The following is an 18,108-nucleotide window of genomic DNA, read 5'->3' on the forward strand; positions in this document are numbered from 1 at the left end:
GCTACGCGCTCCTCCAGCGACAAAGGCGAAGCCTTTGCGCGGGGATGACGGGAAGCGCAGTGCCAGCCTCGCTTTCCCACCCCACGGAAATTACGCTCGTACTCGCGGGATTGCGCGCACCTCGCCACTGATGTCACTCTCCGGGCACAACAAGAACAGCCAGGGAGCGCCCCATGTCCGATGCCGATACCGTGCTCGTCGAGCGCGATGGCCCTGTTACCATCGTCTCCATCAACCGTCCGCATTGCCGCAACGCCGTCGACGGCGCCACTGCGCGCAAGCTGTATGACGCGTTCCTTGCCTTCGATGCCGACGCAAGCGCATCGGTCGCCGTCTTCACCGGCACTGGCGGCTATTTTTGCGCCGGCGCCGATTTGAAAGCGGTGGCGGCAGGCGACCCCAACAAGAAGCGCGAGATCGGCGGCCACAACACGATCGCGCCGATGGGACCGAGCCGGCTGCGGCTTTCGAAACCCGTGATCGCCGCGATCGAGGGCTTTGCGGTGGCCGGCGGCATGGAGCTCGCGCTGTGGGCCGACATGCGCGTGGTCGCCGAGGACGCGATCTTCGGCGTGTTCTGCCGCCGCTTCGGCGTGCCGCTGATCGATCTCGGCACCATCCGCCTGCCGCGGCTGATCGGCCATTCGCAGGCGATCGATCTGATCCTCACCGGACGCCCGGTCGGCGGCGCGGAGGCGCATCGCATGGGGCTCGCCAACCGATTGGTGCCGAAGGGCGAGACGCGCGCGCACGCGATCGCGCTTGCCAATGACATCGCCCGCTTCCCGCAGAACTGCATGCGCGCCGACCGCCTGTCGGCGCTGCGGCAGTGGGACCTCGACGAGGAGGAGGCGATCGGGAACGAGATGCGCGGCGGGCTCGATGTGATCGCCTCGGGTGAGACGCTGTCGGGCGCAACGCGCTTCGCCTCCGGCGTCGGTCGTCACGGCGCCTTCGGCAATGAATAGGATCATCTGCTTCCGCACATGCGAGGCGACCTCTCCACGCAGCAGAGGCCGCAGCGCCTGTCGCGGGCGTGAAGCCGATTCAGGTGAGCGATCAGCACGTTGCGCCGCGCGCGCGGGAAGTGTGATCACGCCGTAGGACAAGATCACATGCTGCCATGAGAAGCTTTGCCGATTTTTAACCTGACAACCCGCTCGCCGAATTGCATCGTTGAGATGACACAATCCCGGGGCGGCGACTGTCATGGAGCGGCTTATTGAAGTAAGAAGGCGGAGCGAAATATTTCCGCCAGCCTTCAATTTCAAAATGTTTCTTCGTTTCGCAAAAAAAATATCTTCGCTACGGACAACGCGCGCACTATCCCAGATCAAGATCGTCGAATTGCCTCGCCTCGGCGCAATCACCGGCGATGCGATGTCCGAGCGACCGGATGTTCTTCAGGATGTTTCAGCGACGGCGCTGGAACACATGCAGCGCTGTCTGCCGCAATCCTGGTCGAGCCTGACCCGAGCGGACCTTTTATACGTATTTGCCTCAACTGCAGCGCATAATCTCAGGCCCTACGGCAAAGGATGTCCGTCGCAGGAATACGGTGAGCTGCTGCGCTCGGAGCATCTCGACTGCTCGAACTACGGCCTGCTGACCTATTACTTCTCGCGTCTTCTCCTCGGCGAAGCAGATCGCAGGCCGCTTTCCTTTGTCGGCTGGGACGGAGGCGCCGTCGGAAATCATCAGATGCTGTTCCTGAGCGAGCCCGGCAAGACACCGCATCTGGCAATCGATCCGACCCTGGGCATCGCCTGCATCGCGAGCTTTGACGATATCGCATCGGGCAAGCCGGTTCCGCCTGATGCGATCGCGATCATCGGCGCGACGGAACAACTCAACGCTTCAAGAGTTGTCTTCATTACGGCACTGCTGGAGGGGCAATTCCGACCATCCGATCTCCTGTACTATTTCCCGACCGTCGAGGACTATCTCACGCGGTATGGCAACCCGTTCGATTGGCCGACGCCGGCCATTTCCATTCTGCGAGACCGGCATTCCGGAGATCGTTGAGGCAGCGGCCAGCCGATGCATAGCGTCATTCACACCAGATCGCACAGCATTCTCGTTCTCTACGACCCGAATGCCCTGGCCACAGAATTCGTCCGTCAGCACCTGATGGCGATCCAGCGCCATTCGAGGCATGACGTGGCCTATGCCGCCGCGACGTTCGATTGCAAGGCCGATTTTCCTCTCGAATTGTTCGATGCGCTCGTCATTCATTTCTCGGTGCGCATGCCGTTCGAAACGATGTCGCCCTCGTTCGTGGAACTCGTGTCCAGCTTCAGCGGACCCAAGGTGCTGCTGATCCAGGACGAATACGACATGCCGCGGAAGGCGTGCGCCTTGATCAGGAAGCTCGGCGTCGACACGATCTTCACGACCGTGCCCAAACCGTTTGTCGAAAAGTTCTATCCGTCCGACGAACTGCCGAACGTGAAGTTCAGATCCTGCCTGACGGGCTATGTTCCCGACGAACTGCCGTTCGAGCTGGCCACACCGCTGGCGGAACGACGCCTCTGGCTCGCTTACCGTGGAAGAAAGCTGCCGATCTGGTACGGGCAATTGGGATTCGAAAAATCCACTATCGCGCAGCGGATGAAGGCTGAATGCGCCGCTCGCAATCTCCCCCACGACATCGAATGGGAGGAAGACAAGCGGGTCAACGGCTCCGCCTGGTTCTCTTTCATGACGGATACGAGAGCGATGCTTGGCACCGAGAGCGGCGCCAATGTCCTCGACGCATGGGGCGATATTCGCAACGCTGTCCTGGCGATGGCGAAGGAGCAGCCGGATCTCAGCGATGACGAGCTTTACCGGCGCGTCGTCGCTCCGCATGAAAACAATGTCAGCATGGGCCAGATGAGCCCGAAGATCTTCGAGGCGATTGGACTGAAGACCGGGCTGGTGTTGTTCGAGGGATCCTACTCCAACGTGATCAGGCCCGACGAACACTACATTCCGCTCCGAAAGGACTACAGCAATCTGGATGACGTGCTGAAGCGGCTCGCCGACGTACCCAGCCTGCAAAAAATGGTCGATCGCGCCTATCACGACGTCATTCTAGGCGGCGCGTATGGCTACCACCGATTTGTCAGCGACATCGACGAGGCGATCGAGCAAGCCAGCACGCTTGGTCCACCGCGCGAGCGGCGGCCGACATTCGCGCTGGTGCGTATCGATGCGCAACAACAGAGCTGGTCGGCACTGACACCGCACCTGCCTCTTACCGCACCAATTGAGCTGCGGTCGCCACAGCCGCATCCGCTCATCTCGGGCAAGGCCCGCGACCTCTGGCTGAAGCTGCCGGAACGGGTGAGAACGCCCTTGGCCAGCTTGTTCGGGCCCCCGGCAAGGCGCATCAGGGCGCTCATCGGCAGTGATAGCCATTGAGTGCGCGCGCGACGGGCGCGGATGAAGCCGAGCGCGTCCGGGAGCGTCCGTGGTTACAATCCCGGATTTCGCGGAGCCTGTCATCGGGCGCGCGTTTGCGCGACCCGTTGGCTGCATCCGGGCCACGAAGGTCGGGTTTAAGCTACAGCAATCCGCGGCTCTCGCTGGCCGCGAGCTCGTCCATCAGCGCCTTGTCCTGATAGCGCGCGAGCGAAAGGCTGCGGGCAAAGGCCGGCACGGGCGCGCCGACGACGGCGCGGGCACAGAGATCGCCAGTGGCACACGCGCCCATCGTGCCGTAGCCGGACAGCGCGGTGGCCAAGAACACGCCCGATGTCTTCGCCGCGCCGATCAGCGGCCAGTTCTCCTTCGTCATCGGATAGTAGCCGCCATAGTGCACGCGGTCGCGCGGCAGCGCGCCGAGATAGTGCGCGAGCCGCGGCTGCAGCCGGCTCGCCGCGCGCAGCACGACCTCAGGAAAATATGGATTCAGCTCCGGCTCGCGGGCCGGCTCCGTGGTCTGCTCGGCGTTGAAGGCCCAACCGAGCTTGATCCACTCGCCGTGATCGCCGCCGTCGGGCCGGCAATGGATGCTGCCCGGCATCGGCTGCAGCAGGCGCGAAAATTCCGGCGCCGCTGCAAGCGCCTCGCGCTCGTCATCGGACCAGGCCAGGGTCTGGCCGTCGAGATCGATCGCAAACGGCATTCTGCGGTCGACCGCGCGGTTGCGGTCGGCGAACGCGATCTTCTGTTGCAGCACGTTGACGATCGGAAGCTGCTCGTCATGCATCGCGGCGACATGCGCCGCAAACGGGCCCGCCGCGTTGACGATGATGTCGGCCTTGATGGTTTGTCGCGCGCCATCGGCCAGCACATCGACGGCGAAGCGATCGGTCTTTGCAATGCCGACGACTTTTGCCTGCTGGAATTGCGCACCAAGCGGCCGCATGGTCTCCAGCATGTACTGGCCGAGCTGCTGGCCACTGATGTCGCCGGCACGGCGGATGTGCAGCGCGGTCGCGACCTCCTTGTCGAAGGACGGGTAATGCGCCGCGATCAGATCGCGGCCAAGCAGGACGTCGACACCATCGGGCGCGCTCTGCCAGTCCGCCGAATGCGGCGGCAGATAGCCGCGGCTTACGCCCTCATGCAAGCGGATCAGCTTTGCGGCCTGCTCGCCATAGCCGGCGTAGAGTTGCTGCAGCAATTCCTCAGGTCGCTCCTCGCGCGTGACCAGGAGATATCCGCGCCGCGTCATGTGGATGCGGTTGTCGCTGCGGCGCGCGATCTCCTCCATCAGGTCGGTGGAATGGTCAGTGAAATCAGCCATCGTCTGATGCGGCCACCAGTTGCGGTAGTTCTCGCCCGACTGCGCCGAGGTCAATGCCATCGGCTGGCCCTCGTCGACGATGAGCAGACGCGCGCGCTTGTGCTGGACCGCGAGGTAATAGGCCGTGGCGATGCCGACGATGCCCGCACCGATCACCAGGATTTCGACGTCATTGGTCTTCACGCGTAGTCTCCCAAAGGCCGCAACGGGGCCTGCGACGATTCAAATTGTCCGAGCGATCAGGTGGAGCTAGCCCGGATCGCGTAACGCCTGACGCTGTGCCGAGCGCAGCGTCTTCTGCGTTTCCTCGATATGCTCGCGCAGCAGCCGGACCGCCTTCTTGGCCTCGCCGTCGCGGCAGAATTCGAGCAACTTGTAATGCTCGCGTTGCGGACGTTCCTTGCCGGTCGCCTGCGACACCAGCGCCCGTGTGAAGCGGCCGACATGGCCGTAATTCGCCTCGATCATTGAGAGCAGGCGCGGGCGATTGCACGGCGCGTAGAGCGTGGCGTGGAATTTCCAGTTGAAGGCGCCCCATTGCGCCGGATCAGGCTCAGTGTCGTAGGCGCGGAGGATTTTCGTCGCTTCCTCGATATCGATCTCGCCCATGGCGGGGATCGCCAAGCGCAACGCATGACATTCGAGCGCGATCCGGATCTCGAGCAGCTCGATCACCTCGTCGATCGACAGGTCGGAGACGACCGCGCCGCGGTTGGGCAGGAACGTGACAAAACCCTCGGCCTCGAGCTGGCGCAACGCCTCGCGCACCGGGATGCGGCTGGTCCCGAACCGCGCGGCGAGTTCGTCCTGACGCAGCTGCAATCCGGGCGCGAGCTCGCCCGAGCTAATCGCAGCCCGCAGCGCTTCGCGCACGGCGTCCGGCGCGGAACCGTGGGGTCCGGCCGCTCGAGGGCTTGTTGCGGTTGCAGGTTCCATCCGGCTGCTCTCTCGCTGGGTGACCCGGCCATGATATCCGATCATGTCACGATTGTATAAAATCGATTTGCCGATTATGCAATGCCATGTATAAAATCTGGTCTTATCATATCCAATTCTGCCGACGGTCGAGAGCCATCTGATGAATCAGACTTTCAAGCAGTTGATTTACATAGCTTTTCTTTCAATTGCGGTATCCGCCTCGGCGCAAGCCCAATCGGCCGGCGGCACGCTGGCCAAGATCCGCGACGCCGGCGAGATCCGGCTCGGGCACCGCGACGTCTCGGTCCCGTTCTCCTATCTCGACGACAACCAGAAGCCGGTCGGCTTCGCGATGGACCTCTGTGCGCGGATCGTCGATGCGGTGAAGAGCGAGCTCAAGCTGCCCTCGCTGCAGACCAGGCTGCAGCCGATCCAGCTCTCCACCCAGATCCCGCTGATCGAGAACGGCACCATCGACATCGTCTGCGGTCCCGTCACCAACACGCTGGAGCGGCAGAAGGTGGTGGCCTTCAGCACCACGATCTTCGTGTCGAGCATCCGCGCGGTGGTGCAGAAGGACGCGCCGATCAAGACCTTCGAGGATCTCGCCGACCGGCCGGTCTCGCTGACCTCAGGCTCGACCTCGATCGGCCTGTTGAGCGCGCGCGCCCAGGCCAAGACCTTTCAGACCAAGAACATCCTGACGCCGGATCATGCCGCCTCGTTCCTCGCGCTGACCACCGGGCGCAGCGATGCCTTCGTGATGGATGATATCCTGCTCGCCAGCCTGATCGCGGGCAGCCCCAATCCCGCGAACTGGCGCATCATCGACGACAGCCTCCGCACCGAGCCCTACGGGTTGATCATCCGCAAGGGCGATCCGGAGTTCAAGGCCCTGGTCGACAAGACGCTGGTGGCCATGATGAAGAGCAACGAATTCCACGAGCTCTACGCAAAATGGTTCACGCGGCCGATCCCGCCGAAGAACGTGAACCTGAACTTCCCGATGACCGCGCCGCTGAAGGACGCGGTCGCCAATCCGAACGACAAGGGCGTGTGAGAGAACGTCCGTCCGGCGGCCGAACGGATCCCGGCAAGCCTCTCAACGACGCGTCCCAAACCGCGCGAACACGGCGCTGTTGCGGCAAAATCACCGGTTCCCGTCAACCGCATGTTAGGCAGGAACCGAACTCCCAAGAAGAAACCTCGGGCCATTGTAACGTCTGTGAGTTTCGAATAGCGGCTCCTCATTGGGAAACGCCGCCATGTCCGTACCCAATCTCAAAATCCGCGGCCGCACGCTGCTCGCCGCCAAGGTCATCTTCAACTTCGGCCAATCCGCAATCGATTGCGTGGTGCGCCGGATCACCGACGATGGCGCGACCATCGAACTGGAAAGCGGGCTCGGGATTCCCGAGCACTTCCAGCTCTCGATCGCCAGCGAAAGCGCGGTGCTTGCCTGCAGGCGGACCTGGCAATCCGAAAAGCAGATCGGGGTCACCTTCGAACTGCAGCACGCTGCCGACAGCGCGGCGTCGAATGAGAAGGCATCAGCCGAACCCGGCGGAGATCATGCCGTGCGCCGCCAGATGCTGGCCCTGCGGGCGGCGCTCGATCAGGTGCCGCTCGGCATCGTTCTGCTCGACCCGAGGCTGAATGCCCGTTTCATCAACCAGGCGTTCCGGCGAATGTGGGCGCTGTCGGATGCGGTCGCCGACCGGCATCCCTCCTTTGCCGAGCTGATCTTCCACGGCCGCGATACCGGCGCCTACGAGATTCCGGCAGACCGGATCGAACCCTATGTCGCAGAGCGCATCGAGCGCGTTGCGCGGAACGAGAGTTTTCGGCTCGATCTGCGTCGCAGCAAGGGCGACGTCATCCGCATGCAATGCACGCCGCTGCCCGACGGCAGCCGGATGCTGAGCTATGTGGAGGTCACCGATATCGTCCGTCAGTCGGATGAGCTGAAGGCGCTGCGCGACGCGCTGGAAACCGTGCAGGACGGCGTGCTGCTGCTCGACGCCGATCTCAGGGCAACCTTCATGAATCAGAAAGTACGGCTGTTCTGGGAGATCGACGAACAGGAGGCGGCGACACGCCCGACCTATGCCGCGTTGATCACCCGCGCGCGGCGGGCGGTCGATCCGCATGCATCGCCGAAGGAGCTCATGGGCTTTGCCAGCAAACGGATCGCCGAGGTCAAGGCGGGCGATCATGTCCGCGAGTTGCAGACCCCCGACGGCCGCCGCCTCCGGGCGCATTGCACCACCATGGCCGGTGGCGGCCGCATGATCACCTATTACGACGTCACCGATCTGATCCGGAATGCGGAGCAACTCGAGCGGCTCGCGACCACCGATCCGCTGACCGGTCTGTTCAACAGGCGGCACTTCCTGTTCACGCTGGATGCCGAGTGGAGCCGTTTCCAGCGCTACCACCGCGCGATGTCGGTGCTGATGGTGGACATCGATCACTTCAAGAACGTCAACGACCGCTATGGCCACGCCATCGGCGACGAGGCGATCAAGGCCATGGTCGGCGCCTGCCTGCACGGCAAGCGGAAATCCGACATTGTCGGCCGGGTCGGCGGCGAGGAGTTCGCCATCGTGCTGCCGGAGACGAATCTGTCGCGCGCCAGGATCGTTGCGGAGCGCGTCCGCAAGCGCATCGCCTCCCAGACGCTGCGCGTGCGTGATGCACCGTTCCAGATCACGGCGAGCATCGGGATCGCCGAAGCCTCGCTCAGCATGGCTGGCACGGAAGCGCTGATGAATGCCGCCGACCAGGCGCTGTATCAGGCGAAGGCGCTGGGGCGGAATTGCTGCGTATGCTGGACGCCGCCGACGCCGGCTCCGCTGGCTGCGGAGTAGCATCGCGGCCGGAGATGGTCGGCGAGGGCCGCGACCACGTCGAGGTTCCGTCGCCCGGCAATCGCCGGACGACGGATCGGCAAGGGTTACTAGGGTTAAACTCCCGCCATCATCACATATTTGATCTCGACATATTCATCCATGCCGTGGCGCGAGCCTTCGCGGCCGAGGCCGCTTTCCTTGACGCCGCCGAACGGCGCGACCTCGGTCGTGATCAGGCCGGAGTTGACGCCGACCATGCCCGACTCCAGCGCTTCGGCGACGCGCCAGACGCGGCCGATGTCGCGCGAATAGAAGTAGGAAGCGAGGCCGAACGGCGAGGCGTTGCACATCGCGATCACGTCGGCTTCGTCCTTGAAGCGGATCACCGGTGCGAGCGGACCGAAGGTTTCCTCCTGCGCAACAAGCGCGTCGGGCCGCACATCCGACAGCACGGTCGGCTCGAAGAAGCTGCGGCCGAGCGACGAGCGCTTGCCGCCGGTGACGATCTTGGCGCCGCCCTTCACGGCATCGGCAATATGGCGCTCGACCTTCTCGATCGCTTTCATGTTGATCAGCGGGCCCTGGGTTACGCCTTGCTCGGTGCCATCACCGATCTTCATCGCCGCGACCTTCTTCGACAGCTTCTCGACGAACTGATCGTAGATCTTGTCCTGGGCGTAGATGCGATTGGCGCAGACGCAGGTCTGCCCCATGTTGCGATACTTCGAGACGATGGCGCCTTCGACGGCAGCATCGATATCGGCATCGTCGAACACCACGAAGGGCGCGTTGCCGCCGAGTTCGAGGCCGAGCTTCTTCACACCGACCGACGCCTGCCGGTACAGGATCTTGCCGACGTTGGTCGAACCGGTGAAGCCGACGAAGCGCACCGCCGGATGCTCGCACAGCACCTTGCCGATCGGCGGCGCATCACCGGTAACGATGTTGAGCACTCCCTTGGGCACGCCGGCCTTCTCGGCCAGCACAGCCAGCGCGAGCGCCGACAGCGGCGTCTCGTTGGCGGGTTTCAGCACCACCGTGCAGCCCGCCGCCAGCGCCGGCGACACTTTTCGCGTGATCATCGAGTTCGGGAAATTCCACGGCGTGATGGCGCCGCAGACGCCGATCGGCTGCCGGATCGCGAGCAGGCGGGCATCCGGACGCTGGGTCGGAATGGTCTCGCCATAGACGCGGCGGGCTTCCTCCGCGAAGAATTCGACATAGGCGGCGCCGATGTCGACTTCGCCGAGCGCTTCCGCCAGCGGCTTGCCCTGCTCGGAGGTCAGGATCAGCGCGAGGTCCTCGCGGTTGGCGATGATCAGGTCGAACCATTTGCGCAAAATGTTGGAGCGCTGCTTGGCGGTCAGCTTGGCCCAGGCCGGGAATGCGCGCTCGGCGGCCTCGACGGCGCGGGTCGCATCATCGGCGCTCAACTGCGGGATCTTTATCAGTTCGGCGCCGGTGGCCGGATTGTTGACGGCAAATTCTGGCGTGCCGACCCAGGCGCCGTCGATGTAGCAGCGGTCGCGCAGCAGCGACGGATCTTTCAGGCGGTCCTGGAGGGAGGCTGCGGATTGCGTAGCGCGTGCGGCAACGGGCGGGGTCATGGCGTTACTCCTCGAATTTCCTTGGATTTACTCGAATTTCCCGGGATTTTCTCTTGGGGGTATTCGCGGCCTATATAGGCCGGAACGCGCCGCGATGCACCGGCGGCCGGCGCGACCCTGCGTCGAGGAATAGAGAGAGCTGGCGCGGAGCTACGCGGCGTTGCGCGCGGTCAGAGCGCGCCGCCGGACATATAGGTTTCGCGGCGGCCGATCATGCGCTCGGCGGCGGCCTTGGCATCCGCCTTGCTCGAGGTCGCACAGGTCCGGTATTCGAGGTCGGCCTGCGCCCGCGCATCGCGGCGGCCGAACCAGGATTTGGCGCCGGTCTGCAGCAGCGCCAGCGCCTGTGCGACATTATCGACTGCCTCGAATGAGTGCAGCGCGCCGGTACCTGCGTAGCGGACTTCGTACAGACCCGGGCTGATCGGCGCCTCGATGTTCTCGCCGCGGCCCGGCCGCGGATAGCGCTTCCATTCACTCCATGTCGAAATCATTTGCTGCGTCCCCGCAAGGCGCGAAATGACGAATCTTTTCGTCAAATCCATCCCAATCCGCCGCACCGTTTGTGCAGCGATCTGAATGCGTTATTGCAAAAAATCACGTGCGAAAATCAATTTGCCGATCACGTTACCGTGGCCCGCCCCGAAGGTCACCGGGACTTGCGCGGAGTCCACCGCAAAATGTGAGCGCGTGGTGAACATCCGCTGAGCAGGACCGTTCCTGCCATCCGGCCTTCACGACATCGCGACATCATCGCAGCGCGCCCGCCTTGCGGGAGCGGAAAAGCGGGAGGATGATCCGCCCACTTCAAAACAATAAACCCCACCGGAGGAAGCCCCCAATGCAAAGCAAGGCTCAGATTGATCAGGTATTGCGTCAGAAGAGCGAGGCAAAGGAGATTCCCGGCGTCGTCGCAATCGCGGCCACCGGCAAGGACGTGATCTACCAGGGCGCGTTCGGCAACCGTGACCTCTCCAAGAGCGATCCGATGACGGCGGACAGCGTGTTCTGGATCGCCTCGATGACCAAGGCGGTGACCTGCGCGGGCGCGATGCAACTGGTCGAGCAGGGCAAACTCTCGCTCGATGAGCCGATCGGCAAGCTGCTGCCCGATCTCGCCGCACCACAGGTGCTGGACGGCTTCGACGCCAAGGGCGAGCCAAAGCTGCGGCCGGCGAAAACGCCGATCACGCTGCGCCAACTCATGACCCACACCGCCGGCTTCTGCTACGACCTGTGGAACGCCGACATGGGCAAATACATGGAAAAGACCGGCACGCCCGGGATCATCTCGTGCCTCAATGCCGCGCTGAAGACGCCGCTCGCCAACGAGCCCGGCACACGCTGGGAATACGGCATCAATATCGACTTCGTCGGCAAGGCCGTGGAGGCGGCGAGCGGCAAGAAGCTCGATGCTTATTTGCGTGACAACATGTTCGCGCCGCTCGGCATGAGCGAGACCGGCTTCAAGATATCCGACGACATGCGCAAGCGGCTGGTCGGCATGCATGCGCGCGGCGAGGACGGCGCGCTGGCGGCGATCCCGTTCGAGCTCGAGCAGAACCCTGAATTCCACATGGGTGGCGGCGGCCTCTATTCGACCGCGGCCGACTACATCAAGTTCTGCCAGATGATCCTCAACAAGGGCAAAGGCAACGGCAACCAGCTGCTGAAGGCCGAGACCGTCGCGGCCATGGGGCAGAACCAGATGGGCGACATCAATGTCGTCAAGATGACGACGGCGGCGCCGCCCTACACCAACGACGTCGACCTCTATCCCGATCAGGTGAAGAAGTGGGGGCTGAGCTTCCTGATCAACACCGCCAAGACGCCGGAAGGCCGCAGCCCCGGCAGCCTCGCCTGGGCGGGCCTTGCCAACACCTATTACTGGATCGATCCGTCGCGCGACGTCTGCGGCGTGATCCTGACCCAGCTGCTGCCGTTCGCCGACATGCACAGCCTGGAGGCCTTCGCAGGCTTCGAGAAGGGCATCTATGCCGGGCTCGACGCCGGCAGCGGACAGCGGGCGGCCTGAGGTTCCGATCAAGCAGCGGAAAATCCCTCCCCTCGCGGGGAGGGATTTTTCATGCCCGCCATAGGTCGGGCCTGTCCTGTCGGCGCCAAACGACTAAGATTGCACAAAAAAGTGCGGCTACACGAACACGACCACGAGGAGGACGATCTTGGCACCCGGGACCCTGGCACCCAAAGCAGACAGCTATGTCTGCGGCATTTCCGATACGCCGCTGCTCGGTGAAACCATCGGCCGCAGCCTCGACCGCGCACGGGCGCGATGGGGCGACCGCGAGGCGCTGGTCTCGCCCAGCCACAATGTGCGCTGGACCTGGAACGAATTCGCCTGTCACGTCGAGGCACTGGCGGCAGGCTTCCTTGCGCTCGGGCTGACACGCGGCGAGCGGATCGGCATCTGGTCGCTGAACCGGCCGGAATGGACGCTGACGCAATTCGCCGCCGCGAAAGCCGGACTGATCCTCGTCACCATCAATCCGGCCTATCGGCTGAGCGAGCTCGAATTCGCGCTCGGCAAGGTCGGCTGCGCCGCGATCGTGACGGCGACCGCGTTCAAGACCTCTGCCTATATGGAGATGCTGAACACGCTGCTGCCCGAGCTTGCGTCATCGGAGCCCGGCCAGTTGCGATCGGTGCGGCTGCCGCAATTGCGCGCCGTGATCCAGATCGGCGGCCCGGCGGCACCAGGCACCATTCCGTTCGAGCAGGCGTCGCAGATGGGCGGCGAGCGCCATCGCGAGCAGCTTGCGGCGCTCGGCGACAGCCTGCAGTTCGACGATCCGGTCAACATTCAATTCACCAGCGGCACCACGGGCTCACCGAAGGGCGTGACGCTGACCCACCACAACATCCTCAACAACGGCTATTTCACCGGTCGCGCCATGCGCCTGACCGAGCAGGACCGCATCTGCATTCCGGTGCCGCTCTATCACTGCTTCGGCATGGTGATGGGCAATCTCGCCTCGGTGACACTCGGCACCACCATGGTCTACCCGGGCGAAGGCTTTGATCCGCTGGCGACGCTGACCACGATCGCGCAGGAAAAATGCACGACGCTGTACGGCGTGCCGACCATGTTCATCGCCGAGCTCGACCATCCGGACTTCGCGCGCTTCGATTTGTCCTCGCTGCGCACCGGCATCATGGCAGGCGCGCCCTGCCCGATCGAGGTGATGAAGCGCGTCAACACCGAGATGAACATGCGCGAGGTGACGATCGCCTACGGCATGACCGAAACCAGCCCGGTGAGCTTCCAGAGCGCGACCGACGATCCGCTGGAGCGCCGCGTCTCCACCGTCGGCCGCATCCATCCGCACGTCGAGGTCAAGGTGGTCGATCTCGACGGCAAGGTGGTGCCGCGCGGCGGACGCGGCGAGCTCTGCACCCGCGGCTACAGCATCATGCTCGGCTATTGGGACGAGAAGGAAAAAACGTCAGACGTGCTCGACGCCAATGGCTGGATGCACACCGGCGACCTCGCCGTGATCGACGACGAGGGCTATTGCAACATCGTCGGCCGCATCAAGGACATGGTGATCCGCGGCGGCGAGAATCTCTATCCGCGCGAGATCGAGGAATTCCTCTACCGCCATCCCAAGATCCAGGACGTGCAGATCTTCGGCGTCGCCGACGCGCGCTATGGCGAGGAGCTGTGCGCCTGGGTCAGGGTCCGACAAGGCGAGACGCTGACCGCCGACGAGATCCGCGCCTTCTGCCAGGGCCAGATCGCCCACAACAAGATCCCGCGCTACGTCGAGTTCGTCGAGGAATTCCCGATGACGGTGACGGGGAAGATCCAGAAATTCGTGATGCGCGACGCGGTGGAGCAGCGGCTCGGGCTGAAGGCGGCGAAGACGGCTTAAAAGCGAGCGCGCTATCTCAACATCGTCATGCCCGGGCTTGACCCGGGCATCCACGTCTTGGTTTCCACGGCAAGAAAGACGTGGATGGCCGGGTCAAGCCCGGCTATGACGAGTGAAGCTGCGGCTAAACCAACAGCCCCTTCCCCTTCGCCAGATCCTTCAGCGACACCAGCGGCCGCGCGCCGATGTGCTGGATCACCTCGGCCGCCGCGAGCGCGCCGAGACGGCCGGCATTCTCATGGCCGACATTGCGGACGAGGCCGACCAGGAAGCCGGCGGCGAACAGGTCGCCGGCGCCGGTGGTGTCGACGAGCCTGTCGATCGGATAGGCCGGCGCTGACACGACGCCATCCTTCGAGACGACAACACAGCCCTTCTCGCTACGGGTGACGACGCCGAGCTTGGTGTCCTTGCCGAATTGCTTCAGCGCAGTGTCGAAATCCGAGGTCTGGTACAGCGAGTGCAGCTCGGACTCGTTGGAGAACACCAGGTCGACGATGCCCTTGCGCATCAAATCAAGGAATTCGTCGCGGTAGCGATCGACACAGAACGAATCCGACAGCGTCAGCGCGACCTGGCGGCCGGCGCCATGCGCAATCGTCGCCGCCTTCACGAAGGCGTCCTTGGCGTTCTTCGGATCCCAGAGATAGCCTTCGAGATAGATGATGCTGGCGGCTGCGATCTGCGCTGGATCGATGTCGTCCGGCGTCAGGTCCTGCGCGGCGCCGAGATAGGTGTTCATGGTGCGCTCGCCGTCCGGCGTCACCAGGATGTAGCAGCAGCCGGTGGCCGGGCCGGCCTTGGCCGGCGCGGTGTCGAAGGTGACGCCGGCGGCGCGGATGTCGTGGACATAGAGCCGGCCGATCTGGTCGTCCTTGACCTTGCCGACATAGGCGGCGCGGGCGCCGAGATTGCCGACGCCGACGATGGTGTTGGCGGCCGAGCCGCCCGACACCTCGGTCGCTACCCCCATGTCGCTGTAGATCGCGGTGGCGCGCGCTTCGTCGATCAGCTGCATCGAGCCCTTGGTCATGCCGTGACGGGCAAGGAATGCCTCGTCGGTTTGCACCAGCACGTCGAAGATCGCATTGCCGATCCCGAGAACGTCATATTTTGCGTCAGCCATAGACCTGCCCTGTGTTAACGCCACCCAACAAGAGCCGCGACCTATCACGTTACGCCTTAGGGCAGCAAGCAGGGCTGTTCGGAACGAATCGATCGGGACCACACCCTATTAACCCGTCATCCCCGCGCAAAGGCGAAGCCTTTGTCGCTGGAGGAGCGCGTAGCGCGTCTCGAAGGATGCACGGCCCGGCCTGTGGCCGATTCATCCTTCGAGGCTCGCCGAAGAGGCTCGCACCTCAGGATGACGGGGCTGGTAGAGTGGCGCTGGCAGCAAGGCACGCGGCTGCTATACAGACCCCATGTTCCGCTCCTTCCTCACCGTCTCCTCGGGAACGCTGGCCTCGCGACTGCTCGGCTTCGTGCGCGATTCCGTGATCGCGGCGCTGCTTGGCGCGGGTCCGGTGGCGGATGCCTTCCTGGCGGCGTTTCAGCTCGTCAATGTGGTGCGGCGGCTGTTGTCCGAGGGCGGGCTGAATGCGGCGCTGGTGCCGGCCTGGCTCAAGGTTCGCGACAGCGATGGCGAAGCGGCCGCGCGCGCCTTTGCCGGCCGCGTGCTCGGCACGATCAGCGCCGCTGTGATCGCGGCCGCGCTCGTGATCGGCGTCGTGATGCCGCTGGTGATCGCGGCGATCGCGCCGGGTTTCGTCGGCCGCGACACGCTGCAATTCGCCGTCGACATCGCCAGGCTGATGCTGCCCTATCTCGCCTTCGCCGGTCCCGTCACCGTGATGATGGCGCTGCTCAACGCGCAGGGCCGCTTCGCGCTGACCGCGTTCGCGCCGCTGTTGTTCAACATCGCGCTGATTTCAGTGATGGCCGTGCTGCTGGTGCGGCAACAGGAGCCGGTGCAGGCCGCGCTGGTGATGGCCGCAACCATCGGCGTCGCCGGCTTGCTGCAGCTCTCGATGCTGGCACTGCGCGGCGCAGGACTCGCCTCGCCGCTCCGCGTCTCCTTCGATCCCGACATGCGCAGCTTTCTCGGCCGCGCGATCCCCGGCATGGTCGCGAGCAGCGCGCCGCAATGGCTCATGGTGGCCGGCGCGGTGATCGCGTCCACTTCGCCATCGGCGGTGTCCTGGCTCTATTTCGCCAACCGCCTGCTCGAGCTGCCGCTCGGCATTGTCGGCGTCGCGATGGGCACCGTGCTGATCCCGGAAATGACGCGCGCCGTGCGCAGCGGCGAATCTAGCGCAATCGCGCATGCGGAATCGCGCGCGCTCGAGCTTGCGGCCGGGCTGACGCTGCCGGCGACGCTCGGCCTGTTGCTGCTGAGCGGCCCGATCGTGCGGATGCTGTTCGAGCATGGCGCATTCACCGCAGAGGATACCGCGGCCACCGCGCAGGCCCTGATCTGGCTGACGCTGGCCTTGCCGGCGCATGTGTTGGTGAAGGCGCTGTCGCCGGCGTTTTTCGCGCGCGAGGACACGCTGACGCCGCTGTTGGCGACGCTGAAGGCCATCGTTGTTGCGATCGCGGCCGCCTTCCTGTTCGGCCATATCTTCGGGGCGAGCGGAACTGCCGCGGGCATTGCGCTCGGCGCCTGGAGCAATGCGCTGGCGCTGATCCGCAAGGGCGCCGCGAGCTTCGGCTTCTCGATCGACGCCGATGCGCGCCGCCGGCTGCCGCGCATCCTGGGCGCAGCGCTTGCGATGGGCGCCCTGTTGTGGCTCGCGGCGGGTGCGCTGTTGGCGGGCAGCCACGGTTTCGTGCAGGCGGCCGCCCTCCTCACGCTGATTGTGGCCGGCATCGCCGGTTACGGGCTGTTCTTGCAGCTTTTCGGCGTCACCGGCTGGCGCGAGGCGGTTAACGCCGTCAGGCAAAGGCGCCCCGCCTGACTTGCGCACGCTGGGCTTAAATGGCAAACGACGCCGCAAAGCCGACCATTTCCGGGAATCGAGACCATGGCGTTCGTTGAACGGGTTTTCTCAGGCGTCCAGCCGACGGGCAATCTGCACCTCGGCAACTATCTCGGCGCCATCGTCAACTTCGTGAAGATGCAGCAGACCCATAACTGCATCTATTGCGTCGTCGACATGCATGCGATCACGCAAGGCGTCGAGGTCTGGGGGGGCCCGGCCGAGCTCGCGCGCAACACCCGCGAGGTGACCGCGGCCTTCATCGCCTCGGGTATCGATGCCAGGAAGCACATCGTGTTCAACCAGAGCCAGATCGCCGGCCATGCCGAGCTGACCTGGATCTTCAACTGCGTGGCCCGGATCGGCTGGCTGAACCGCATGACGCAGTTCAAGGAGAAGGCCGGCAAGGACCGCGAGAACGCCTCCATCGGTCTCTACGATTATCCGGTGCTGATGGCCGCCGACATCCTGCTGTACCGCGCCACCCATGTGCCGGTCGGCGAGGACCAGAAGCAGCATCTGGAGCTATCGCGGGATATCGCGCAGAAGTTCAACAACGACTTCGCGGATTCGATCCGCGGCCACGGCTTTGCCGACGGTCTGCTCTTCCCGCAGCCCGAGCCGCTGATCACGGGGCCGGCGACCCGGGTGATGAGCCTGCGCGACGGCACCAAGAAGATGTCGAAATCGGACGCGTCGGACAATTCGCGCATCAACCTCACCGACGACGCCGATACCATCGCGCAGAAGATCCGCAAGGCGAAGACCGATCCGGAGCCGCTGCCGTCGGAGGAGAAGGGCCTGGAGCCGCGGCCCGAGGCCGACAATCTGGTCGGCATTTATGCCGCGCTCGCCGGCGTCTCCAAGCAGGAGGTGCTGACGCAGTTCGGCGGCGGGCAATTCTCCAGCTTCAAGAACGCGCTGGTCGAGGTGTGCGTCGCAAAACTGGCGCCGATCGCCTCCGAGATGAAGAAGCTGGTGGCCGATCCCGGCCATGTCGACGCAGTGCTGGCCGACGGCGCCAACCGCGCCCGCGGCATCGCCGACGAGACCATGCGCATCACCAAGGACATCGTCGGCTTCATCCGCCCGCGCTAGGGAGAGCGTTCAACGAACGCTGTA

14 protein-coding genes are annotated in these 18,108 nt (G+C 64.2%); 9 read left to right on the plus strand and 5 right to left on the minus strand.

Going from position 1 to position 18,108, the window contains the following annotated elements; genetic code table 11:
* The first annotated feature begins 173 nt into the window (after nucleotides 1-173).
* The 3 genes from G6P99_RS00090 (at nucleotide 174) to G6P99_RS00100 (ending at nucleotide 3,405) form a co-directional block, all read left to right on the plus strand.
* Complete coding sequence (locus tag G6P99_RS00090; RefSeq protein WP_165126970.1) at nucleotides 174-968, plus strand: crotonase/enoyl-CoA hydratase family protein; 795 nt, start codon at nucleotides 174-176, stop codon at nucleotides 966-968.
* A gap of 241 nt (nucleotides 969-1,209) precedes the next feature.
* The gene (locus tag G6P99_RS00095; RefSeq protein WP_165126972.1) at nucleotides 1,210-2,025 is read left to right on the plus strand and encodes a hypothetical protein; all 816 of its coding nucleotides are present in this window, start codon (nucleotides 1,210-1,212) and stop codon (nucleotides 2,023-2,025) included.
* 135 nt (nucleotides 2,026-2,160) lie between these two features.
* Complete coding sequence (locus tag G6P99_RS00100) at nucleotides 2,161-3,405, plus strand: hypothetical protein (protein WP_156928704.1); 1,245 nt, start codon at nucleotides 2,161-2,163, stop codon at nucleotides 3,403-3,405.
* Nucleotides 3,406-3,547: 142 nt separating this feature from the next.
* On the opposite strand, the gene G6P99_RS00105 is transcribed toward G6P99_RS00100, so the two are convergent.
* Both G6P99_RS00105 and G6P99_RS00110 read right to left on the minus strand, forming a co-directional pair.
* Nucleotides 3,548-4,918, minus strand: coding sequence for an NAD(P)/FAD-dependent oxidoreductase (locus tag G6P99_RS00105; protein WP_029082408.1), 1,371 nt, complete (start codon nucleotides 4,916-4,918; stop codon nucleotides 3,548-3,550).
* A 66-nt stretch (nucleotides 4,919-4,984) separates the two neighbouring features.
* Nucleotides 4,985-5,608 (minus strand): GntR family transcriptional regulator, encoded by a 624-nt coding sequence (locus G6P99_RS00110; RefSeq protein ID WP_245284747.1) that lies wholly within the window; start codon nucleotides 5,606-5,608, stop codon nucleotides 4,985-4,987.
* Between the two features lie 205 nt (nucleotides 5,609-5,813).
* Here G6P99_RS00110 and G6P99_RS00115 point away from each other — a divergent pair, with 205 nt between their 5' ends.
* Together G6P99_RS00115 and G6P99_RS00120 are read left to right on the plus strand one after the other, a co-directional pair.
* A complete protein-coding gene (locus tag G6P99_RS00115; RefSeq protein ID WP_029082410.1) occupies nucleotides 5,814-6,713 on the plus strand; it encodes an amino acid ABC transporter substrate-binding protein in 900 nt (299 codons plus the stop codon).
* Nucleotides 6,714-6,918: 205 nt separating this feature from the next.
* A complete protein-coding gene (locus G6P99_RS00120) occupies nucleotides 6,919-8,523 on the plus strand; it encodes a sensor domain-containing diguanylate cyclase (RefSeq protein ID WP_035977294.1) in 1,605 nt (534 codons plus the stop codon).
* Between the two features lie 95 nt (nucleotides 8,524-8,618).
* On the opposite strand, the gene G6P99_RS00125 is transcribed toward G6P99_RS00120, so the two are convergent.
* Together G6P99_RS00125 and G6P99_RS00130 are read right to left on the minus strand one after the other, a co-directional pair.
* On the minus strand, nucleotides 8,619-10,112 hold the full coding sequence (locus G6P99_RS00125; protein ID WP_165126974.1) for an NAD-dependent succinate-semialdehyde dehydrogenase: 1,494 nt from the start codon (nucleotides 10,110-10,112) through the stop codon (nucleotides 8,619-8,621).
* A gap of 170 nt (nucleotides 10,113-10,282) precedes the next feature.
* Complete coding sequence (locus tag G6P99_RS00130; RefSeq protein WP_029082413.1) at nucleotides 10,283-10,606, minus strand: hypothetical protein; 324 nt, start codon at nucleotides 10,604-10,606, stop codon at nucleotides 10,283-10,285.
* Nucleotides 10,607-10,953: 347 nt separating this feature from the next.
* On the opposite strand from G6P99_RS00130, the gene G6P99_RS00135 reads away from it, so the two are divergent.
* Nucleotides 10,954-12,147: a serine hydrolase domain-containing protein gene (locus G6P99_RS00135; RefSeq protein ID WP_029082414.1), complete on the plus strand. Its 1,194-nt coding sequence runs from the start codon at nucleotides 10,954-10,956 to the stop codon at nucleotides 12,145-12,147.
* A 163-nt stretch (nucleotides 12,148-12,310) separates the two neighbouring features.
* Entirely contained in the window at nucleotides 12,311-14,005 is a 1,695-nt protein-coding gene (locus G6P99_RS00140) for an AMP-binding protein (RefSeq protein WP_029082415.1), read from the plus strand.
* Between the two features lie 124 nt (nucleotides 14,006-14,129).
* On the opposite strand, the gene G6P99_RS00145 is transcribed toward G6P99_RS00140, so the two are convergent.
* A complete protein-coding gene (locus G6P99_RS00145; RefSeq protein WP_029082416.1) occupies nucleotides 14,130-15,131 on the minus strand; it encodes an adenosine kinase in 1,002 nt (333 codons plus the stop codon).
* 298 nt (nucleotides 15,132-15,429) lie between these two features.
* On the opposite strand from G6P99_RS00145, the gene murJ reads away from it, so the two are divergent.
* Together murJ and trpS are read left to right on the plus strand one after the other, a co-directional pair.
* Nucleotides 15,430-16,965, plus strand: a complete 1,536-nt coding sequence (gene murJ, locus G6P99_RS00150; protein WP_029082417.1) for a murein biosynthesis integral membrane protein MurJ — start codon at nucleotides 15,430-15,432, stop codon at nucleotides 16,963-16,965.
* Nucleotides 16,966-17,031: 66 nt separating this feature from the next.
* A complete protein-coding gene (gene trpS, locus G6P99_RS00155) occupies nucleotides 17,032-18,084 on the plus strand; it encodes a tryptophan--tRNA ligase (protein ID WP_029082418.1) in 1,053 nt (350 codons plus the stop codon).
* Nucleotides 18,085-18,108 lie beyond the last annotated feature (24 nt).

The organism is Bradyrhizobium sp. 6(2017) (assembly GCF_011058295.2).
Classification (GTDB): Bacteria; Pseudomonadota; Alphaproteobacteria; order Rhizobiales; family Xanthobacteraceae; genus Bradyrhizobium; species Bradyrhizobium septentrionale.